Source organism: Actinokineospora baliensis, assembly GCF_016907695.1.
GTDB lineage: Bacteria > Actinomycetota > Actinomycetes > Mycobacteriales > Pseudonocardiaceae > Actinokineospora > Actinokineospora baliensis.
Window position 1 is genome coordinate 4,986,899 of record NZ_JAFBCK010000001.1, and the last position, 20,322, is coordinate 5,007,220.

Consider the following 20,322-nt stretch of genomic DNA (forward strand, 5'->3'; position numbering starts at 1 on the left):
CCTCGAAGCTACGCGGACGCGGCCGGATGCGCGATCAAGGTGCCGGAGGCGGTCACGGCGGCTTGGACGAGTGCGGCCAGGTGGCGTGACTTGGCCTCCGGCGGCCAGGCGATGGCGAGGGTGGAGGTGGGGGCGTCGGTCACGGCGACGGCGGTCAGGTCGTTGCGGAGGTGGCGTCGGGTGGAGGCGGGGAGCATGGCAATTGTGCGGCCCAACGAGATGAGTTGCATGAGTTGAGCCGCGTCGCGCACCAGTGGGCCGCCGTTGGGTGGCGAGCTGGGCCAGCGCGGGAACTGCTCGCCGCTGAGGTCGGCCATGGTGATGGATTCGCGGTCGGCGAGGCGGTGGGTGCGGGGGAGGATCGCCACGTCCGGCTCGGTCAGCAGCTCCTCGAAGTCGAAACCCTCGGTGTCCTCGTGCGGGAACCGCAGCAGCGCCGCGTCCGCCTCGCCTTCGCGCACAAGCACCGCCTGCTCACCGATACCGCCGATGCGGACCTCCACCTCCACCGCCCCGGGAGTCGCCGCGTACTCGGCGAGGATCTTCTCCAGCAGGTCGCCGTCGCTGTGGGGTTTCATCGCAAGCACCAGGCGCGGGCTACCTGCTCGCTGAGCCCGGCATTGGGCGGCCTTGAGCGCGGTCAACGCGCGCTTTCCCTCGTGCAGTAACACTTCTCCCGCCGCGGTCAGCGCCACGGCACGGCTCGTGCGAGTGAGCAGGGCGACGCCCATGCGGCGTTCGAGCTGCTGGATGGTGCGCGACAACGGCGGTTGCGCGATGCCCAGCCGCAGCGCCGCCCGGCCGAAGTTCAGCTCCTCGGCCACCGCGACGAAGTACCGCAACTCCCGTGAATCCATACCTCCAGGGTATCAATTCGTACTCAGCGGGTCTTGGACCGCGCGCTGACCAGCGACGACAGTGGTGGCATGACCACAGCACTGGTGACCGGGGCCAACAAGGGGATCGGTCTGGAAATCGTGAAGGGCCTCGTCGACCGCGGGCTGACCGTGTACCTCGGCGCGCGCGACCCCGAGCGGGGCGAGCGGGCCGCGGCGAGCAGCGGCGCCCGGTTCGTCCAGTTGGACGTGACCGACCCGACCTCGATCGCGCGGGCGGCTGCGGGCCTCGACCGGCTCGACATCCTGATCAACAACGCGGGCATCTCCGGCGGGCGGAGGAACGCCCCGGGCGAGGCCGACCTCGCGGCGGTACGGGAAGTGTTCGACACCAACGTCTTCGGCGTCATCGCCGTCACCGACGCGATGCTGCCGCTGCTGCGGGCTTCGGAGAGCGGCCGCATCGTCAACATGTCCAGCGTCGTCGGGTCCCTGGCAGGGATCGCGACCAGCACCTCGCCCAACTCCCTGGCCTACGTCCCGTCCAAGTCGGCCCTCAACGCCGTCACCGCGCTCTACGCCAAGGCCGAGCCGACCCTCAAGGTCAACGCCGCCTGCCCCGGCTACTGCGCCACCGACCTCAACAACCACGCTGGCCACCGCACTGCCGTTGAAGGTGCCGCCATCGCCATCCACCTGGCCACCCTCGACAACGACGGCCCCACCGGCGGCTTCTTCAACGACGAGGGCCCTGTGGCGTGGTGAGGGCCTTGCCCACCCTGAAAGCCGGAAAATGACCTGCTCCGATGGAGTGTATTGGGTGTGCCGGTGGGAGGAATGCCGCTCCGAGGGCTCTAGCGTGCCCGCATGAGTAGTTACGCATCGGCCGCGTACCGGGAGTTGGGCGCGACACTGCGGCGGATCCGAGAGCAGGCCGGGATCACCGGCAACGAGCTCGCCATCAGGCTCGGCCTGCCCCCGACGACGATCTCCCGGATGGAGACCGGACGGCGGGTGTCGACCACCACGGACGTGATCCAGTATGTGATGCCGTGCGGGATGACCTTCGGCGCGGCGCAGCCGTTGATCGAGTTCACCAGGCTGGCCGAGCGCAGGCAGGGCTACCACCTGTCCGACCAGAGCATCGGTGGCTCGCTCCAGTCCCTGATCTTCCACGAGTCCATCGCCGAGACTTCGGTGATCTACGAACCGCAAGTGGTGCACGGACTGCTGCAGACACCCGAGTACGCGCGAGCCATGGTCACCGCCGTGAACTCGGACTTCACGGAGGATCAGGTGGATGGTGTGGTTCGCACTCGAATGGAGCGCAGTCGCGTCCTAGCCCTGCCCGAGCCCGCTCGATTCACCTTCTTCCTCCACGAGAACGCACTGCGGCTGCCGGTGCTGCCCGCCGAAGTCATGTCGGAGCAACTGCTCCACTTGGTGCTGGTGGCCAGCTCGGACAACGTTTCGGTCAGGGTGGTGCCGAGTGGCTTCGGGGGGCGCTCCACCTTCGGTGGAGCGTTCCACCTGATGGAGTTCCGGCAGTATTCGCCGATCGCCTACCTGGACAACCTGGGTGGTGGCGGTCTGATCCTCGATGAACCTGCCTATGTGCAGAGCTACTACGAGTTGATGATCAGGCTCGATGACGTTGCGCTGGATGAGGGACAATCTCGGGTGTTCGTGGCCGACTTGGCCGACGAATACGACCGAGGGAGTCAACCGGATGGCACGGATGCCATGGCGCAAGAGCAGCTTCAGCGGGGGATCGGGGTCGAGTTGTGTCGAGGCCGCGTGGTCGGGCCCTCGGGTGCTGGTCCGTGACTCCAAGAACCCTGCCGGTCCAGTGCTGACCCTCCCCGTCACCGCCTGGCTGCCGCTCGTTGCCGGGGGTGGGACCTCGACAAACCAGGCATAGGCGGCGTTGGGCTGGGTACACGGGCGGACGTGGCTGTTGGTGATGGGGCTGGTGCCGTCTTGCGGGTGGAGGTCACCGCGCACGTCCAAGACGTGGGAGTGGTCCGTGCGGCACTTCGCGCCTGGCTGACGGCCCGTCACCTGCCCCCGCAGCGGGTGGAGGACATCCTGCTCGCAGTCGACGAGGCCGTCACCAACAGCGTCGAACACGCTTACCGGGGTGGCACCCCAGGCCCCGTGGTGCTCACCGCCATGACCGGGTCCGCCGACAGTTCGGTGGTGCGGGTCGCGGTGGCCGACCGGGGGCAGTGGCGTCCGCCGGTACCCCCCGACCGTGCCGTACCCGCCCGGGGGCGGGGCTTGGCGATCATCCAGGCCATCGCCGCCCAGGTCCGCATCGACCACGGCACCCCCGGCACGACCACGACCATCGACTTCGCCACCCACCCGGTCGACGTCGAGTGCGGTACGGCCGTGGGCTAGCGGCGGGTGCGGGCGAGCACCCCGTCCAGGGTGCTGTCGATCGGGAAGACCTGCTTCATCCCTGCCACTTCAAGGGCGCGGGCCACGATCCCGCCCGGCCGGGCCACCACACCGAACGCGACCCCCACCGCCGCGGCGTCGTCGCGGGACTCGATGAGGCGGGTCATGCCGATGGACCCGAGGAACGTCACCCGACCCAGATCGGCCACCAACACCGGCGTCGAGGTCTTGCTCGCCTCGGTCAACCCCGTCTCCAGGCCGGTACGCAGCACGGCCTCGGTGGACAGGTCGAGGTCGCCCTCCACCTCCACCACCACGACGCGCCCGTCCGCGCGCCGCACGTTCGTCCGTGTTCCCGGCACAAGCCACCTCAAATCCGAAGTGCCCTCACGGTAGCGGTCCCGACGATCTACCGCTCAACCCCCCGGCGGCGAACACGGTTCGGTCCCACAGGCTGAACACCGAACAGAGGCGTGCCCAGGCGCACTGAGGCCGTAGCCAGAGAGATTGACATCCTTACGCCGTAAGTGTTGTACTTACGGCGTAAGTTTACGTCGTAAGAGAGGGGGGATCCGATGTCCCTGCGCACGACCGCGGTGCTGGTGGGCCTGCTGTTCCTGACGTCAACGGCCGCTTTCGCGGTCGGGAGCGCCTCGATGGGCACGGCCCTCGGCGACGCGCTGGTGGCCTACACGGGGCTGGCGGTCGCGGGCATCGGCCTCGCCCTGTTCCCCGTGCTCAAGCCGCACGGCCAGGGCCTCGCCACCGCCTACGCCCTTCTGCGCTCGGTTGAGTGCTTGGCCCTGCTGGCCTTCGCGACCTTCGTCGGGGCGGTGGCGAACTACGACCTCGTCGTCTACACGCTGTCGGGCCTCGGCGGTCTCGCGCTGTCTGTCCTGCTCGTGCGCTCCCGGCTCGTCCCGCGGTGGCTGGCGCTGACGGGGGTCGTCGGCTACGCGTCGCTGCTGGCGGGGGTGGTGAGCGAAGCGGTCGGTCTGTCCGAATTGGACTCCGGGATCGGCATGGCGTTCTACGTCCCCGGCGGTGTGTTCGAGCTGGTGCTGCCGATCTTGTTGCTGGTGAAGGGTTTCCGCCGGGTGGAGCCGGTCGGGGCAATCGCGATTGATCCGATTCCGGCCAGATAGCTTGTGGCGCACCGGGACCGGCTGACACGATCGGGCCGTGATCCCCTGGGCGTTCGTCCTGACCTGCGTCGTGGTGGCGGTGAGCCCCGGCCCCGCGCTGGCTGTCATGATCAACCAGTCGCTGCGCTGGGGCCGTCCGGCGGGGTTCGCCGCTGTGGCGGGCAACACCACCGGCCTGGTCTTCTGGGCCGCTGCCTCCGTTTTCGGCCTCACCGCGCTGATCCACGCCTCCGAAGTCGCCTTCGTCACCCTCAAGATCGTCGGCGCCGCCTACCTGTGCTGGGTCGGCGTCCAGGCCCTCCGCCGCTCCCGGCGCACCCCCGACCTCCCGGTCCCCGTCGACACCGGACCGCCAGGCCTGCTCGCCTCGTACCGCACCGGCCTGGTGACCAACCTGACCAACCCGAAAGCGGGCGTCCTCTACCTCGCCCTGTTCCCGCAGTTCCTCATCCCCGGCGAGGACACCCTCACCCACACCGCAGTCCTCGCCGCCGCGCAGATGTCCATCAGCGCCACGTGGTACTCGCTGGTCGTCCTCGTGGTCGGCACTGTCCGCGAAGCCCTTTCCCGGCCCACCGTCCGCCGACGGATGGACCAGGTGATGGGCGTTGTCCTCATTGGACTCGGCATCCGCCTGGCCACCGCGTCGACGTAGCGGTCACACGATGTTGGCCGCGATGAGCTGCTGCCAGATCTCGGCCTGGTCGACGACCTCGACGCCGTGCTTCTCGGCCTTGGTCAGCTTCGCGGCGCCCACCTCCGCGCCGGTGATGAGCATGTCGGTGTTGGCCGACACCGACGACGCCGTGGTGGCGCCCGCCTTCTCGCAGAGGCGCTGGAAGGTGGGGCGGGGGACCTTCTCGCCGGTGCGGGGGTCGTTGATGGTCCCGGTGACGACCACGGTCTTGCCCGCCAGCGGCGCGTCGGAGGCGACCTGCGGGGGCAGGTCCTCGTCGCGGACGTCCAGGGAGACGCCGTGCTCGCGGAGGCGGTCGATCTCGGAGCGCAGGCGACCCAGGTGTTCGTTCAAGGACGCGGCGACCTTGGGGCCGATGTCCTCCACGGCGACCAGGCGCTCTTCGTCCGCGTCTGCCACTTCCTCCAGCGAGGTGAACCCGGCGCGGCACAGGCGGGTGGCGGTGCCCTCGGAGGCCATCGGGATCGCCAGGCCGATCAGCGCCCGGCGCAGCCCGACCGCGCGGCTGGTGGCGATGGAGTCGATCATGCGGGTGGCCGACACCTCGCCGACCCGGTCGAACTCCAGCAGTTGGTCCCTGGTCAGGGTGTAGAAGTCCGACGGGCTCTCCAGCAGCCCCGCCTCGGCCAGCCGCTCGATCCACACCGGACCGATGGCCTCGATGTCGGCCGCCGCCCGCGACGCCCAGTGCACCAGCCTGCGCACCGTCTGCGCGGGGCAGGCCAGGTTGACGCAGAACAGCTCGCGGCTGTTGCCCTGCTCCACCACCGCCTGACCGCACGACGGGCACGTCACCGGCGGCACGATGTCGCGCTCGGCGCCGGTGCGCGCGGACTCGTCGAGCACCCCCGCCACGAACGGGATCACGTCCCCCGCGCGGCGCACCAGCACCGTGTCGCCGATCTTGATGCCGCGGGCCCGGATCACCTCCTGGTTCGCCAGGGTCGCGCGGGTGACCGTGCCGCCGCCGACGAACACCGGCTCCAGGTGCGCGACCGGGGCGATCTTGCCGGTCTTGCCCACATCCCACACCACGTCCGACAGCACCGTGGTGCGCTCCTCGGCCGCGAACTTGTACGCCAGCGCCCCGCGCGGGGAACTCGACCTGGTCCCGGCGGCCGCGTAGGCGACCCGGTCGGCCAGCCGCAGCACAGCGCCGTCGAGGTCGTAGTCGAGCTGGTCGCGACCCTGCTCGATGGCGGCGATCACCCCGCTCGCGGCCTCGGCGTCCTGGCAGTGCCGCATGTCGGCCACGCTGAACCCGAGCGTGCTCAGCCCCTGCTCCAGGTCGGCGGCGGCGCTGTCGGGCGCGGAGGTGTCGAGGTCGAAGGCGAAGAAGAACAGCTCACGCCCCGCGACCGTCGCCGGGTCCTTGGCCCGCAACGTCCCGGCCGCGGCGTTGCGCGGGTTGATCAGCGGCTTGTCCTGGTGAGCGGCGTTGTACGCGGTGAACGTCGAGCGCAGCATCACGGCCTCACCGCGAACCTCAACCCGCCCCGGTGCCCCGATCCGCTCTGGCACCCCGTCCGCCAACGCCCGCACCAACGGTGTCACATCGTCCCCGGTCGTCCCGTCACCCCGCGTGACCGCCCGGGCCAGGCGCCCGTCCTCGTACACCAGCGCCAACGACAACCCGTCCAGCTTCGGCATCACGACGACCGACTGGCCGGGGAACCTCGCGAAGAACGCCGCCACCTGCTCGGCCGTCGTCGCCTTCTCCAACGACAACATCGGCCGCGAATGCCGCACCGGCGCGTGCAGGACGGTCGGAGCGCCCACCTGCTCCAACGGGTTCGGATCCGGTGCCAAGTCCGGGTTGGCCGCGATGAGCTCCCGCAGCTCGTCCTCGACGGCGTCGTACTCGGCGTCGGCCACCAGGGGCGACCCCCGGTAGTAGGCGTCCCGCAACACGACGACCTGATCGGCGAGCTCTCGGATCCGTTCCTCCACGTTCACAACACGGACGCTACCGGTCACCACTGACACATCGACCGCGACGCGCACCACCCGGCCAGGTGCCCCCGCCGACGCGGCCGCCCACCCCGCACCTCTCCACCGACCATGATCAACTCGCCCTCAGGGGGCCCGCCCACCCGGGGTTCGGGGTCCCACGTTTGAGAATATCCGGGGGAGCGGCTTGTCAAGGGGGAGTTGGAAGGGCTGTGGATGGCGGGGGAGGTTGTGGACAGGCCTCGGCCGTGGAGCCCGTGACCGGCGAGGGCGTGTGAGAGCCCGGCCGCGCTCCGAGGTGTGGACGCGGCGCGCCCTGCGAGCGGTGCCGGGCATCTGCGGGTGATGGCCGTGGCGGGCATGTCGACACCTGCGGCGGGATGTTGCTGTGTGTGACGCGGCTGGCTGGGGCGGCGGCGAGCGGCGGTGCCGGGCGCCTGGCCAGGTGCCCGGGAGGCGGCCTCGGCGATGGCGTCCGGGGAGCTCGGCGGGGTCGCCCGGTTGCCCCTCGGAGTTGTGGGACATGGCGAGTCCGCGATTGGCGGTGGACAGCAGTCGTCAGCATGCCCGGAGGGTGGCCTCGGCGAAGGTGCGAGAGCGCTGGCTGTCCTCGGTGTCGTGGACGGGCCTCGTCGGCGGCGGGCTAGATCCGCGCACGAGCCGGGCGCATTGGCGGCTACCCAAGCGCCAGCACGCCGGGAACGCCGTTGGCCAGCTGGTCGGCACTCCGGGGAGGGACATGGCCGTGGGGCCCGTGTCCGGCGAAGGCGGACACGGGCCCCACGGGTCTTGCGGTGGGCAGCGGCCCCATCCTCGTGGGCCGCCGATCCGGTGTTACCGGACCGTCAGGGTGTACTCGGCAGTGCCGGTCTTGCCGGTGCTGTCCGTCGCGGTGATGGTCACCTTGTGGGTGCCGCGGGTGTAGGGGCCCGCCACCGTCATCCGGGAGGTGCCGTTGGGGTTGGTGATGGTGGGCGGGGAGAACATCGGGCCGGACAGGCCACCGGTGCCGGTGAGCTTGACCGCGCCCGTGGCGCCGGTGACGGAGACCGTGGCGTTGGCGTAGCCGCCGGGGCCGACGGTGGCGGCGTTGGGGGAGACGGTCACCTTCAGGCTGCCGGTGGGCGGCTGGCCGCCGTCGCCGACGGTGAGGGTGTACTCGGCGGACTTGGAGCCCGAGGTGCCCTTGGCGGTGACGGTGACCTTGTAGGTGCCCGACGGGGTGCTGGCCGCGGTCTGCAGGGTCAGCTTGGCCACGTCCCCGGAGTTGACCGAGGTGGGCTGGAAGGTCGCCGTCGCGCCGGCGGGCATGCCGGAAGCGGTCAGCTCCAGCTTCTCCGCGCCCTGGTCACCGGCCTTGGTGGTGACGCTGGTGGAGACGTACTTGCCCGCGTCGACCTTGCCGGTCGTCGGGGACAGGGCCACCGAGAAGGTGCCGTTGCCGGGCGGGGTGGTGCCGCCGATCTCGCTCTTGGCCCAGTCGCCCATGGCGTTGGTGAGGCGGCCGAAGATGCTGTAGCGGTCGCACTTGCTCGAGCCCCACGAGGACACGCCGATGATCACGCCGTCGACGATGAGCGGGCCGCCGCTGTCGCCGGAGCAGTTGGCGGTGCGGCCGTCGTTGTAGCCCGAGCACACCATCAGGTCGCCGTTGACCTTGATGTCGAACACGTTGCAGCTACCCGGGTCGACCACCGGCAGCGTGGTCTTGCGCAGCTCACCGGAGCCGCCGCTGGAGGAGGTCTTGCCGTAGCCGAGCGACAGCGCCGACTTGCCGGGGGCGCTCAGCGCGACGTCGCCCGAGCCGGCGACCTTGGCCCACTGGGACTCCGGCACCGGCAGGTCGTCCTCGGTGGTGACCACCGCGACGTCGTAACCGGTGCGCCACCCGCCGTTGCCGGTGTAGTTCGGGTGGGTCTTGAACGAGGCCAGCTTGGTGCGGAAGGTCTCGTCGCCGGGGGTGTTCAGGTCGTCGTCACCGTAGATGTAGCTCTTGTCACCGACGGCGTCGATCATGCAGTGCGCGGCCGTGATGATCTTGCGCTTGCCGACCACGGACGCGGTGCAGGACTGGCCCTGCGGGCCGCCGCCGCCCACGCGCATGCCCGCGATGATGAACGGGTGCTCGGCCACGGTGGTCTTGGTGCCGTTGACGATCTGGGCGCTCGCGTCCGGCCCGCGCAGGTCCGCGGTCGGGTTCGCGGCGATGCTGATCTTCTCCTGCTGGGCGGCGCCCGCGCTGGTGGTGATCGCCACCGTCACCGCGGCCAAGGCCAGGGTCACCGCTGCGGCGAGTTGTCGCTTCTTCATCGTTCTCCTTGCGTGACAGGGTTCTGGACAGTCCACATCGGACTGGTCATCCGGGACTAGAAGGTGATGGACCAGCCGGTGAGGGTGCCGGTGTCGAACTTGTAGACGTCGCGCACCGAGAGCTTCCAGGTGCCGTTGGCGTCCTCGCTGGCGGCGTTGACGGTGAAGCTCTTGTGCACACCGGACTCGCCCACGTCGCCGGACTTCTTCAGCGGGTAGGCGGTGCCGCTCGGGCCGACCAGGTCGATGGCGAGGTCACCGGTGTAGGTGTGGTCGATGTCGACCTTCACCTGCAGGGTGGCCGAGGCCTTGCCGGGGCAGCCGCTCTGGGTCACCGAGGTGCCGACGGCGGTGCCGGCGTCCGGGATGGCCACGTCCTCGTCGTTGGACTTGACCCCGCACTGCGACGGCGGGGTGCCGCCGCCGATGTCACCCACGTAGAGCAGCTTGTTGGGCGAACCGGTGCCCGCGTTGCTGATCAGGTCCGGGGTGGCGCTGCGGACCAGGGCGTCGCTGACCTGGGCCGGGGTGGCGCTGGGGTTGGCCGACAGGTACAGCGCCGCGGCGCCCGCGACGTGCGGGGAGGCCATGGAGGTGCCGCTGGAGTTGCGGTACTGCCCGGTGTGGTCGCTGGAGTAGATGTTGCCGCCGGGGGCGAACAGGTCGATGCACTTGCCGTAGTTGCCGCCGCGGGTCTTGTCCTTGTTGAACCAGCCGACGGTGATCACCTCGGGGACGCGCGCCGGGCTGACCCCGCAGGCGTCGGTGCCCGCGTTGCCCGCCGAGACCGCGACCACGATGCCCTTGGCCACCATGGCCTTGGCCTGCTCGTCGCCGACGCCCACGGTGTCCATGCCCAGGCTCAGGTTGACCACCGCGGGCTTCACCGCGTTCTTGGCCACCCACTCCATGGCGCTGACGGTGGCCGAGTCCGGGCCGGAACCCTTGCAGTCCAACGAGCGGACGGCGACGATCTTGGCCTTCTTCGCCACACCGACGGTCTTGCCCGCGATCGTGCCCGACACGTGCGTGCCGTGGAAGTAGCAGTCCGCGGCGTCGGTGTCGTTGTCGAGGAAGTCGTAGCCGTAGCTGGCCCGGCCCTCGAACTCGGTGTGCTGGGCGTTGACCCCGGAGTCGATGACGTAGGCGGTGACGCCCGCGCCCTCGTTGGGGTAGGTGTACTTCTTGTCCAGGGTGGTGGTCCGCTGGTCGATCTGGTCCAGACCCCACGACGGCGGGTTCGGCTGGTCGGCCGTGGCCGTGGTGGTGCCGTCCTGGTACACGGTCTTGACCGACGGGTCGGCCGCCAGGCGCCGCGCCTGCTGCTCGGAGAGGCCGCGCGCCGAGAAGCCGTTGAGCGTCACCGAGTACGTGTCGGTGACCGCACCGCCGTACCGCTGGGTCAGCGCCGTCGCCTGGCCCGCCGCGGCGGCCTGTGCACCGGACTTGAGCACGACGATGTACTGCCCGGGGTAAGGCTTCGACGCCGGGACGACGGCCGCTTCCGCCTGCTGCGCCACGGCGACGCCCGCGGTGGCCGCGGTGACCGCCACCGCGGCGACAGCGGCGGCGAACAGACTTGATGTCCAACGCGTTCTGCGCTCGTGCATTGATTCCTCCAACGTGCGGCCGCCCGCAGGGTGTTGGGCGTCTGGCCGCTCGCCGATCACCCTTCGGTTTCCGGGTGGGGGGAACAAGCGTGGTGGGAACCCGTATGGGTACGGGATCGTGCGCGGTGGCCGGTCGCGGGGTTCCGGTGCCGCCCCCGGCCGACCTATCCTGGGCGTCCGGGGCCGGAAGTTGATCATCAGGCGGGAGTGGGCATGGCTGCTGTGTGCGCGAACCCGCTGGTCGTGCGGTCCGGCTCGCTGCCGATGGTCGGCCGGGACGCGGAGCTGGCCGCCCTGCTCGGGGCCGTGCGGCACGCGCCGTCGGCGGTGTTCGTGGAGGGTCAGGCCGGGGTGGGCAAGACGCGGCTGGTGGTCGAGTTCGCCGCCGTCGCCCGCGCCGGGGGAGCCCGCGTGGTGCGGGCCTCGTGCCAGCAGCTGCCGGAGCCGTTCCCGTTCGGGGTGCTGCTGGACTGCCTGAGCCAGTGCGGTGACCTGCTGCGCGACCCGGGGCCGGTGACCGGCGCCCTGCGCGACCACCTTCCCGAACTCGCCGACCGCCTACCGCCCGCGCCGCGCCCGCTCGGCGATCCCGAAGCCGAGCGGCACCGGATCTTCCGCGCCGTGCGCGACCTGCTGTGCTGCCTGGGACCGGTGGTGCTGGTGTTGGAGGACCTGCACTGGGCGGACGAGGAAACCCGCCAGGTGCTGCGGTTCGTGCTGGGCAACCCGCCACCTGGACTGTCCGTTTTGGTCACTTACCGTCGCGAAGACCTTGCGGTGGGTGCGCCACTGGGGCGTGCTTTCCGCGTACCGCACGGGGTCACCGGGGTCAGCTTGGTGTTGAGCCCCTTCGAGGTCGCCCAGGTCCGGTCCATGGTGGACGCCCTGGTCGGGGGAAGGGTGACGTCGGAGGCGTTCGCCGAGGCCGTGGTGCGGGAGACGGCCGGGATCCCGTTCGTGGTGGAGGAGACGGTGCGGGCGCTGCCCGACCCGGCGCGGGACGTGCGCGCGGGGGCGGACGACGCGCGGCGGGTGCTCGACGGGCTCGAGCCACCGGTGCTGGTGGCGGACGCGATCAGGGAACGGGTGGAGACCCTGTCCGACGGCGCCCGGGCCCTCGCCGAGGCCGCTTCGGTGCTCGGCGTGCCGGAGACGGTGGAGGTGCTGGGGGCTGTGGCGGGCAAGGCCGAGGTCGAGCACCTGACCGCCCTGGTCGCGGCGGCGGTACTGGTCGAGGTGGAGCCGAACAGGTACGGTTTCCGGCACCGCATCGCCGGGCGGGCGGTGTGCGCCGCGCTGCCGGGTCCCCGGCGGCGGGAGCTGCACGAGCGGGCCGTCGCCGTGTTGTCCACTGTGGATCAACGGCCGCTGGTCCGGTTGGCCGGGCACGCCAGGGCGGCGGACGCGACCGACCTGTGGCTGCGCTACGCCGAGTTGGCCGCCGAGGCCGCGGAGGAGGCCAAGGACTCGGCTACGGCCGTAGACCTGCTGTCGGAGGTGCTGACGGAACCCGGGATCGGTGCCGGGGACGCGAACCGGCTGGCCGCGAAGCTGTGCGGCTACGCCCTTGCGGGCCTGCCGGGCGGGGCGGTGACCGCGCGGGTCGAGGGGCTGTTGGCCGACCCCAGGCTGACCCCGGACGTTCGCGGGGAGGTGCACCTGTGGTTCGGGTTGTTGCTCCAGCGCGAGAGCGGCGAGCTCGACCGGGGCGCCGAAGAGATCGCGCACGCCATCGACCTGCTCGGCGACCAGCCGGAACGCACTGTGCGCGGATTGGCCGCCATGGCCGGACCCTACCTGGGTACCGCTTCGATCGCGGAGGACCGGGCTTCGCTCGGCCGGGCGGAAGGGATCGCCGAGACCCTGCCGACCCTGGCCCAGCGCACCGCACTGCTGGCCACGACCCTCGGCGGTCGGCTGATTGTGGGCGACCCGAGCACCTGGGAGCGCATCGACCAACTGCCGTCCCCGGTGGACGTGCGCGACCCGGAGGAGGTCCACCACCTGGCGCGCGCGTACTGCAACGTGGCGGACGCGTGCTCGTGGATCGGGCACTACTCGCGAGCGCGCAAGTACCTGCGTACCGGCATCGCCCTCGCCGAGCGCGCGGCGTCGTCCTACGTCATCGCCACCGCCGAGGCCACCGCGGTGCGGCTCGACTGGCTCAGCGGGCGGTGGTCAGGGCTCGAACAGCGGATCGACCGGCTGGTGGGGGCCTACGCGAACCTGCTGCTCACCCACGACCTGAACCTCACGCGCGGTTGGCTGGCGGCTGCGCGCGGTGACTGGACGAGGGCCGAGGCGGCGTTCCAGGCAGCGTCCGGGTCGTACCCGGTGGGGATCTCCGCGGCGGGCGGGATGGCGGGCATGCTGCTGAGCCGTGGTGAGACGGCGTCCGCGCTCGACCACGTCGAAGACGGCATCGAGGTACTGCGCCGCAAGGGCGCCTGGGTGTGGTCCGGCGACATCCTGCCCCAGGCCGTCGACTGCTACCTCGCCTCCGGCCGCGTCGACGCGGCTCGCTCACTGATCGCCGAAACGGCCGCAGGCCTGGAAGGCGTGGACGCACCGCTGGCCTTCGCCGCCCTGACCGCAAGCCGCACAACCCTCGCCGCCGCCACCGACGACGCCCCCTCCTACCGCGAGGCCATCGACCTCTACCGCGCCCTCGACCTGCCCTACCGCGTAACCCAACTGACCGAACAGGCCGCAGGGGACGACCCCGCGGTCCTCGAGTCCCTAGCCACCACCTACGACGACCTAGGCGCCACCGTCGACGCCGCCCGCTGCCGCCACCGCATCCGCGCCCAAGGCATCACCACCCCCTCCCGCCGGGGGCGCCGAGGCTACGGAACCGAACTGTCCCCCCGAGAACAAGACGTAGCCCGCCTCCTCGCGGGCGGCCACACCAACCGGGAAATAGCCCAAGCCCTCTTCCTCTCCCGCCGCACGGTGGAGGAATACGTGGTCAAGGTCCGCCGCAAACTCAACGCCCCCTCCCGCAACGACGTTCACCTCTGAACTACCGCTGGGTAGGTTGTTGTTCGCGTATTGAAATCCGCGTACGGGACGGCAACACCGGGTTGGTTTGACTGCGGGGCATGGTGTTCCGCGAGCCCGCGTTGACAGCGGGGGAGCGCATTCGGCCTGTGGTTCCCAAGGTGGGGATCGCGGTCTTCGGGTGCGAGCCGGACGAGGGTGTTGTTTTTCGGGAGTTGGCGCCTCGGTATGGGGCGGTGTTGGCCGTTACGGAAGCGGCGGTGTCGGAGGGGAATGCGCGGCTGGCGGCCGGGCGGCGGTGTGTCAGTGTGGGGCACAAGGCCCGCGTCGGGGAGGGCGTGCTCCGGGCGCTGGGTGAAGCGGGCGTGCGCTACCTCTCCACGCGGAGTGTGGGGTACGACCACATCGACGTGGGGTGTGCTGAGCGGTTGGGCATTGTCGTGGGCAACGCGGCGTATTCGCCGGACAGTGTGGCGGACTACACCGTCATGTTGATGCTGATGGCGGTGCGGCACGCGAAGGCGACCATCAGGCGGGTCGACCTGCACGACTACCGGTTGAACCCACTGCGGGGCAAGGAGTTGCGCGATCTGACCGTCGGGGTACTGGGGGTCGGGCAGATCGGTGGCGCTGTTGTCGCGCGGTTGCGGGGGTTCGGCGGCCGGGTCGTCGCCTGGGATCGGAGTCGGGCTCGGGCGGTCGAGCAGGTTGAACTCGATGAACTGCTGCGGTTGAGCGACATCGTCACGCTGCACCTGCCGCTCGGCGCGGACACCCACCACCTCCTGAGCGGGGACCGGATCGCCCGGATGAAGCCGGGCGCGTACCTGATCAACACCGGCCGTGGCTCCCTTGTGGACACTGAGGCGCTGCTCCTGGCCCTGGAGAGCGGTGTGCTGGGTGGCGCCGCGTTGGACGTCGTCGAAGGGGAAGAGGGGATCTTCTACGCCGACCGCCGGGGCGGGCCGGTGGGCAACGACGCGCTGGTGCGGCTGCAGCGGCTGCCGAACGTGGTCATCAGCCCGCACACCGCTTACTACACCGACCACGCGCTGCGGGACGTGGTCGGCAACAGCTTGATGAACTGCGTGAACTTCGAGGTTGGGGAGCGAAATGGATAGGATCACCGTCGGGATTCTCTTCGGGGGCGCCTCCGAGGAACACCCCATCTCGATCAAGTCGGCGCGCGAGGTCGCGAAGAACCTCGATCCGGACAGGTACGAGCCGGTGTGGGTCAAGATCACCGAGGCTGGCGCCTGGTTGCTGTGCGACGGGCCGGACGACGAGGGCGGTCAGCCGGTGGCGCTGTCGCCGGATCGCGGGGTGCGGGGGCTGCTCGTGTTGCGGGACTGGCGGTACGAGGTGCTCAAGCTCGACGTCGTCCTGCCGGTGCTGCACGGCAAGCTCGGCGAAGACGGTGCTGTGCAGGGATTGTTGGAGCTGTCCAGCATCCCGTACGCGGGCTGTGACGTGCAGAGTTCGGCCCTGTGCATGGACAAGTCCCTGGCCTACGCCGTCGTGCGCGGTGCCGGGGTCGCGACTCCCGGATTCCAGGTCGTGTTGCCCGGTCAGGACATTGATCCAGACCGGCTCACCTACCCGGTCTTCGTGAAGCCCGCCCGATCCGGGTCGTCTTTCGGTGTCAGCAAAGTCGCGGGCAAGGACGAGCTCCTGGACGCGGTGAAGGTGGCGCGGCAATACGACTCGAAGGTGCTGATCGAAGAGGCCGTCGTCGGCAGCGAGGTCGGCTGCGCGATCCTGGGCGACGGCCACGACCTGGTCGCGGGCGAGGTCGACCAGATCACGTTGTCGCACGGTCTGTTCCGGATCCACCAGGAGGACAACCCCGAGAGCGGATCCGACAACTCGACGGTGACGGTCCCGGCCGACATCCCGCCCGCGTCACGCGCCCTCGTCCAAGCAACAGCGAAGACCGTCTACCGGGCGCTCGGCTGTCGCGGTCTGTCGCGAGTGGACATGTTCCTCAAGGACGACGCGACAGTGGTCCTCAACGAGGTCAACACCTTCCCCGGCCTGACCTCCTACAGCCGCTACCCGCGGATGATGGCCGCGGCCGGGATCTCCCTCGCCGAGGTGCTCGACCGGGTCATCGAGTTGGGGCGGGCCAGGTGAAGGGTGACTTCGTCTTCGTCGACGAGGTCGTGACCGGGATCCGCTGGGACGCCAAGTACGCCACCTGGGACAACTTCACCGGTCGACCCGTCGACGGCTACCTGGTCAACCGGGTCGTCGGCACCGAGGCGCTGTGCGCGGCCCTGCTGACCGCGCAGGAGGAAGCCGCGGTCCTCGGCTACGGCCTGCTCCTGTGGGACGGCTACCGGCCGCAGCGCGCGGTCGACCGCTTCGTGCGCTGGTCGGAACAACCCGAGGACGGCCGCACAAAGCCGCGCCACTACCCCAACATCGACCGCGCCGCGATGTTCGAGGAGGGCTACGTCGCGGTGAAATCGGGCCACAGCAGGGGAAGCACGGTCGACCTCACCCTGTACCACCTCGGCACCGGCGACCTCGCCGACATGGGCGGCGGCCACGACCTGATGGACCCGATCTCCCACCACGGAGCCGCCGACACCACCCCGGACGCGGCCATGAACCGCGAATACCTGCACCACATCATGGCAGCAGGCGGCTTCCGCGCCTATGAGCGGGAGTGGTGGCACTACACCCTGTCGGACGAACCCCACCCGGACACCTACTTCGACTTCGCCATCGCATGAGCCGCTCACCTGCTGGCGGGAAGTCGCACCGTGACGCGGAGGCCGCCGTCCGGGCGGGGGGCCAGGGTGAGGGTTCCGTCGTGGGCTTGGGTGATGCTCTTGACGATGGCCAGGCCGAGACCGACGCCAGCGTGGTCGCTGTGGACCCGCCTGCTGCCCCGCTGGAACGGTTCCACCAGGGTCGTGACCTGGTGGGCGGTGAGCATCGGCCCGGTGTTCTCGACGGTGAGAGTGACGCCGGTGGGGTCGACGCTGGTGGTGACCACCACCGTGCCGTCCTGGGGCAGGTTGTGGATGATCGCGTTGTGCACCAGGTTGATCGTCAACTGCAGCAGGAGCGCGTGCGAGCCGGTGGTCGGCGCGAGGTCCCCGGCGGTCTCCAGGGTGACGCCGTTCTTCTCGGCCAGGGGGAGCAGCGTCTCGGTGGCCTCCTCCGCGGCCAGGGACAGGTCGACGTGTTCTGGGGTGAACGAGCGCTGGTTGGCGCGGCTGAGCACGAGCAGCGCCTCGGTGAGGTCGATCGCCCGGGAGTTGACGAAGTGCAGGCGTTCGACGAGTTCGCCGGTGTCGCGGTCGCGGTCGTTGCGGGCCACGTCGAGCAGTGCCTGGGTGATCGCCAGCGGTGTGCGCAGTTCGTGCGAGGCGTTGGCCGCGAAGCGCCGCTGCTCGGCGTCGTGCGCCTCGATCCTGGTGAGCATGCTGTCGAAGGCGTCGGCGAGCTCGCGGAACTCGTCGTGGCGGCCTTCCAGGTGGATCCGGTGCGACAGGGAGCCGTTGGCGGCCAGGCGGGTGGCGTGGGTGATGCGGGTCAGCGGGGCGAGCATGTGGCCTGCCAGGACCCACCCGCCGACCAGGCCGAAGATCAGCAGGAACGCCAGGACGCCGACCGCTTTCGGGGTGAAGGCCGCCTGCAGGTCCGCGCGGTTGGGCACGAACGGCCCCGGCCTGCCCGGCTCGCCGAGCCACTCGAGGTAGATCACCTCGGGGACGTAGCGCAGCAGGAACACCCACACCGCCGCGAGCAGCAGGGCGCCCCCGATCATGAGGAAACCGGCGTAGCTGAGGGCGAGCTTCCAGCGGACGCTCAACCCCGGCTCCCTAGGCACCGGCACCCGGACCGGCGTCGATGCGGTAGCCCGAGCCCGCCACGGTGGCGATGATCCACGGTTCGCCCAGCCGCTTGCGCAGCGCGGAGACGGTGATGCGCACGGCGTTGGTGAACGGGTCGGCGTTCTCGTCCCACGCCCGCTCCAGCAGCTCCTCGGCGCTGACGACACCGCCTTCCGCGCCGACGAGCACCTCGAGCACGGCGAACTGCTTGCGGGTGAGCGCGACGTAATTGCCGTCGCGGTAGACCTCGCGGCGGAACGGGTCGAGCCGGAGCCCGGCGATCTCGCGCACCGGCGGCCGGTTGTGCGCGCGCCTGCGGTCGAGCGCCCGCAGCCGCAGCACCAGCTCCCGCAGCGCGAACGGCTTGGTGAGGTAGTCGTCGGCGCCGAGGCCGAACCCGCTGGCCTTGTCGTCGATGCGGTCGGCGGCGGTGAGCATCAGGATCGGCAGGCCGCTGCCGGAGGCGACGATGCTCTGCGCGACCTCGTCACCGGAGGGCCCGGGGATGTCGCGGTCGAGGATGGCGATGTCGTAGCTGTTGACGCCCAGCAGCTCCAGCGCGGTGTCGCCGTCCCCGGCGATGTCGGCGGCGATCGCTTCCAACCGCAGCCCGTCCCGGATGGCTTCGGCCAGGTAGGGCTCGTCCTCGACGATCAGCACGCGCATTGGGCCGATGCTACGAGCAGGTGGGTATCGCGGGCTTATCGAGAACGGCGGGTTGTTGGTCCGATCGGGCACCGGCGCCCGGAAGCGGCACCGTGCCGTACGCCGTATCCCTATGCTGCCGTGATGGTCTCCAGGCCGGACGCGCGGCGGTCGTGGCGGGTCCGCGTGCGGCAGGACCGCACGGGGGAGGTGCTCGGCGCGGGTGTCCTCGTGGACGCCAGGCACGTGCTGACCTGCGCCCACGTGGTGCGTGACGAGGTCGTTGTGGACATGGTGGGCCTGCCCGGCGGTCGGGTGGTACCGGCGCACCCGGTCGAGGGGCACTACGTCCCCGCGGTCGACGATCGCGGGGACGTCGCGTTGTTGCGCTTGGACACCCCGCAGCCCGCGGCGGCGGTGGCCCGCCTGCGCCGCGTCGCGCTGACCCCGTCCCGCCCGGTGAGTGCCCTGGGTTACCCAGGGGGCCTGGACGGTGGGGTGTGGACCCGGATGGTGCTGGTCGGGCCCACCGGGTCGGAGTGGGTGCAACTCAACCTGCGCTCGTCCACCGAACAGCGGGTGCGAGCGGGCTTCAGCGGCGCCGGGGTCGTCGACGACGAGACCGGGGACGTCTTGGGTGTCGTGGTCGCCGCCAACCGCGGCGAGTCGGCCAGTCTGGCGTGGATGATCCCCGTGGACGCCGTCGCGGTCCACCTGCCGCTGGTCGGCGGCTGGGTCGTCGGCGAAACGGGGATCGACCCCTCGTTCACCGCGATCGGGCGCCCGACCGGTCTGACCGGCGAGGCGTCGCGCTGGCTGGACTGGATCCGCCGCCGCACCGACGGCGCCGTGGTGGTCATCGTGGTCGGGGCCGACCGCGAGGCGGTCCGCAAGGCGGTAGCCGCGTCGAGCGGTCCCTCCGACAACGGCAGCGGGCCGGGGGTGGACATCGCCCTGGACGTCAACGGCCGCACGGTCGAGGAGGTGGCGCGTCGCGTCGCCGACCGCGCGGGCCTCGTCGTGGGTCCCGACGAGAACGCCAGCGCGCGCCTGCGAGCGGGAACGCCGCCGATGACGGTGGTGCTCGACGGCGTCGACCGGGCGGTGCACCCGGGTGAACTCGTCGACGGTGTCCTGCGCCCGATCGTCGAGGGCGGCGGCAGACTCGTCCTGGGCTTCGAGCGAGCGGACTCGCCGAGCCTGGTCGCGGCCCGTGGGCTGGTCGCCGGGGTGGTCGAAGACAGGGTGGCCCGTCTGGCCGCCCGAGTGGATGCCCTACCCGACGACGTCGAGTGGCGGGTGCGGCTCTCGGCATTGCGCCGGGCAGCGCGAGTCGACCCGGAGCGGGTCGCGGGCGCGCTCGCCCGGTTCGAACGAGGCCTGCGGCGGGTCGAGGTACAGGTTGGTCACAAGCACGCGGCCGCGGCCCAGGTGGCCGACGACCGCGGGCTGTTGGGGGCGACTCGCGCCATGGCCAACGAGCGCGGGTACGCCGAACACCCAGGCTTGGCGGCGCGGTACCGAGCGGCCGAGGCCGCACTCAACCGCGACCCGGTCGACCCGGCGGCGGTACACGCGGCGGTCCGCGCCTACCAGGCTGAGGTACGCCGCGTGCTGGCCGAAGGGGGGCCTCGTGGTGATGTGCCCTAGACCGGGTCGCGTGGGGACCGGTTGCCGCGACCTGGCGCACCCGGCCGAACGGTCCGCCGCGGTCCCGGTGCGCCGGCCCCGGGCTCCAGGCGCTCCAGCGGCGTGCTCTTCCCGCCCGAGTACGACTTCTCTTTCGCCGTCGAGGTGCGCCGGGCGCTCGCTGAAGGGGTGGCGTGCGCTAGACCGGGCTGCGTGGGGGAGCCTGGCCATTCCGGCTTGGCGGCCCCG

Annotated in this window: 18 protein-coding genes; 11 read left to right on the forward strand and 7 right to left on the reverse strand. The window is 70.8% G+C overall.

The features are described from left to right. Window positions 1-8: 8 nt before the first annotated feature. Complete coding sequence (locus tag JOD54_RS22815) at window positions 9-857, reverse strand: LysR family transcriptional regulator (protein WP_204452960.1); 849 nt, start codon at window positions 855-857, stop codon at window positions 9-11. Window positions 858-926: 69 nt separating this feature from the next. Between JOD54_RS22815 and JOD54_RS22820 the strand changes: the two genes are divergently transcribed. The 4 genes from JOD54_RS22820 (at window position 927) to JOD54_RS22830 (ending at window position 3,239) form a co-directional block, all read left to right on the forward strand. Further along, window positions 927-1,601, forward strand: coding sequence for an SDR family oxidoreductase (locus tag JOD54_RS22820; protein WP_204452962.1), 675 nt, complete (start codon window positions 927-929; stop codon window positions 1,599-1,601). A gap of 102 nt (window positions 1,602-1,703) precedes the next feature. Next, on the forward strand, window positions 1,704-2,663 hold the full coding sequence (locus JOD54_RS34460) for a helix-turn-helix domain-containing protein (RefSeq protein ID WP_239573476.1): 960 nt from the start codon (window positions 1,704-1,706) through the stop codon (window positions 2,661-2,663). Then, window positions 2,575-2,757: a DUF397 domain-containing protein gene (locus tag JOD54_RS22825; RefSeq protein ID WP_239573477.1), complete on the forward strand. Its 183-nt coding sequence runs from the start codon at window positions 2,575-2,577 to the stop codon at window positions 2,755-2,757. Before JOD54_RS34460 ends, JOD54_RS22825 begins: the two co-directional genes overlap by 89 nt. A 29-nt stretch (window positions 2,758-2,786) precedes the next feature. Continuing rightward, entirely contained in the window at window positions 2,787-3,239 is a 453-nt protein-coding gene (locus JOD54_RS22830; protein WP_204452967.1) for an ATP-binding protein, read from the forward strand. On the opposite strand, the gene JOD54_RS22835 is transcribed toward JOD54_RS22830, so the two are convergent. Then, complete coding sequence (locus JOD54_RS22835) at window positions 3,236-3,601, reverse strand: STAS domain-containing protein (protein WP_204452969.1); 366 nt, start codon at window positions 3,599-3,601, stop codon at window positions 3,236-3,238. The two genes, JOD54_RS22830 and JOD54_RS22835, sit on opposite strands and share 4 nt — an antisense overlap. A gap of 213 nt (window positions 3,602-3,814) precedes the next feature. Here JOD54_RS22835 and JOD54_RS22840 point away from each other — a divergent pair, with 213 nt between their 5' ends. Further along, window positions 3,815-4,384: a DUF4386 family protein gene (locus JOD54_RS22840; protein WP_204452971.1), complete on the forward strand. Its 570-nt coding sequence runs from the start codon at window positions 3,815-3,817 to the stop codon at window positions 4,382-4,384. A 37-nt stretch (window positions 4,385-4,421) separates the two neighbouring features. Beyond that, complete coding sequence (locus JOD54_RS22845; RefSeq protein WP_204452973.1) at window positions 4,422-5,039, forward strand: LysE family translocator; 618 nt, start codon at window positions 4,422-4,424, stop codon at window positions 5,037-5,039. A 3-nt stretch (window positions 5,040-5,042) separates the two neighbouring features. Here JOD54_RS22845 and ligA read toward each other — a convergent pair whose 3' ends face one another. From ligA to JOD54_RS22860, 3 genes are all read right to left on the reverse strand, one after another. Continuing rightward, the gene (gene ligA, locus JOD54_RS22850; RefSeq protein ID WP_204452975.1) at window positions 5,043-7,037 is read right to left on the reverse strand and encodes an NAD-dependent DNA ligase LigA; all 1,995 of its coding nucleotides are present in this window, start codon (window positions 7,035-7,037) and stop codon (window positions 5,043-5,045) included. A gap of 828 nt (window positions 7,038-7,865) precedes the next feature. Then, the gene (locus JOD54_RS22855; protein ID WP_204452977.1) at window positions 7,866-9,341 is read right to left on the reverse strand and encodes a trypsin-like serine protease; all 1,476 of its coding nucleotides are present in this window, start codon (window positions 9,339-9,341) and stop codon (window positions 7,866-7,868) included. Between the two features lie 56 nt (window positions 9,342-9,397). Further along, complete coding sequence (locus JOD54_RS22860) at window positions 9,398-10,951, reverse strand: S8 family serine peptidase (RefSeq protein WP_204452979.1); 1,554 nt, start codon at window positions 10,949-10,951, stop codon at window positions 9,398-9,400. A gap of 213 nt (window positions 10,952-11,164) precedes the next feature. Here JOD54_RS22860 and JOD54_RS22865 point away from each other — a divergent pair, with 213 nt between their 5' ends. From JOD54_RS22865 to vanX, 4 genes are all read left to right on the forward strand, one after another. Beyond that, window positions 11,165-13,972: an ATP-binding protein gene (locus JOD54_RS22865; RefSeq protein ID WP_239573479.1), complete on the forward strand. Its 2,808-nt coding sequence runs from the start codon at window positions 11,165-11,167 to the stop codon at window positions 13,970-13,972. Between the two features lie 80 nt (window positions 13,973-14,052). Then, window positions 14,053-15,072, forward strand: coding sequence for an NAD(P)-dependent oxidoreductase (locus JOD54_RS22870; protein ID WP_204452981.1), 1,020 nt, complete (start codon window positions 14,053-14,055; stop codon window positions 15,070-15,072). Next, window positions 15,065-16,084: a D-alanine--(R)-lactate ligase gene (vanA, locus tag JOD54_RS22875; protein WP_204452983.1), complete on the forward strand. Its 1,020-nt coding sequence runs from the start codon at window positions 15,065-15,067 to the stop codon at window positions 16,082-16,084. The genes JOD54_RS22870 and vanA overlap by 8 nt, the downstream gene beginning before the upstream one ends. Continuing rightward, entirely contained in the window at window positions 16,081-16,689 is a 609-nt protein-coding gene (gene vanX, locus JOD54_RS22880; RefSeq protein ID WP_204452986.1) for a D-Ala-D-Ala dipeptidase VanX, read from the forward strand. The genes vanA and vanX overlap by 4 nt, the downstream gene beginning before the upstream one ends. 5 nt (window positions 16,690-16,694) lie before the next feature. Here vanX and JOD54_RS22885 read toward each other — a convergent pair whose 3' ends face one another. Further along, window positions 16,695-17,795 carry a sensor histidine kinase gene (locus JOD54_RS22885; RefSeq protein ID WP_204452988.1) on the reverse strand — a complete coding sequence of 367 codons (1,101 nt, stop codon included), beginning with the start codon at window positions 17,793-17,795 and terminating at the stop codon, window positions 16,695-16,697. Next, window positions 17,788-18,465: a response regulator transcription factor gene (locus JOD54_RS22890; protein ID WP_204452990.1), complete on the reverse strand. Its 678-nt coding sequence runs from the start codon at window positions 18,463-18,465 to the stop codon at window positions 17,788-17,790. The genes JOD54_RS22885 and JOD54_RS22890 overlap by 8 nt, the downstream gene beginning before the upstream one ends. A gap of 123 nt (window positions 18,466-18,588) precedes the next feature. Between JOD54_RS22890 and JOD54_RS22895 the strand changes: the two genes are divergently transcribed. After that, window positions 18,589-20,094 carry a S1 family peptidase gene (locus JOD54_RS22895; RefSeq protein ID WP_204452992.1) on the forward strand — a complete coding sequence of 502 codons (1,506 nt, stop codon included), beginning with the start codon at window positions 18,589-18,591 and terminating at the stop codon, window positions 20,092-20,094. The last annotated feature ends 228 nt before the right edge of the window (window positions 20,095-20,322 follow it).

Excerpts from the sequence above, each read along its gene's own strand:
- JOD54_RS22815 (WP_204452960.1), bottom strand. The coding sequence starts at position 857 with ATGGATTCACGGGAGTTGCGGTACTTCGTCGCGGTGGCCGAGGAGCTG.
- JOD54_RS22820 (WP_204452962.1), top strand. The coding sequence starts at position 927 with ATGACCACAGCACTGGTGACCGGGGCCAACAAGGGGATCGGTCTGGAA.
- JOD54_RS34460 (WP_239573476.1), top strand. The coding sequence starts at position 1,704 with ATGAGTAGTTACGCATCGGCCGCGTACCGGGAGTTGGGCGCGACACTG.
- JOD54_RS22825 (WP_239573477.1), top strand. The coding sequence starts at position 2,575 with ATGCCATGGCGCAAGAGCAGCTTCAGCGGGGGATCGGGGTCGAGTTGT.
- JOD54_RS22840 (WP_204452971.1), top strand. The coding sequence starts at position 3,815 with ATGTCCCTGCGCACGACCGCGGTGCTGGTGGGCCTGCTGTTCCTGACG.
- JOD54_RS22855 (WP_204452977.1), bottom strand. The coding sequence starts at position 9,341 with ATGAAGAAGCGACAACTCGCCGCAGCGGTGACCCTGGCCTTGGCCGCG.
- JOD54_RS22860 (WP_204452979.1), bottom strand. The coding sequence starts at position 10,951 with ATGCACGAGCGCAGAACGCGTTGGACATCAAGTCTGTTCGCCGCCGCT.
- JOD54_RS22865 (WP_239573479.1), top strand. The coding sequence starts at position 11,165 with ATGGCTGCTGTGTGCGCGAACCCGCTGGTCGTGCGGTCCGGCTCGCTG.
- JOD54_RS22870 (WP_204452981.1), top strand. The coding sequence starts at position 14,053 with ATGGTGTTCCGCGAGCCCGCGTTGACAGCGGGGGAGCGCATTCGGCCT.
- vanA (WP_204452983.1), top strand. The coding sequence starts at position 15,065 with ATGGATAGGATCACCGTCGGGATTCTCTTCGGGGGCGCCTCCGAGGAA.
- JOD54_RS22890 (WP_204452990.1), bottom strand. The coding sequence starts at position 18,465 with ATGCGCGTGCTGATCGTCGAGGACGAGCCCTACCTGGCCGAAGCCATC.
- JOD54_RS22895 (WP_204452992.1), top strand. The coding sequence starts at position 18,589 with ATGGTCTCCAGGCCGGACGCGCGGCGGTCGTGGCGGGTCCGCGTGCGG.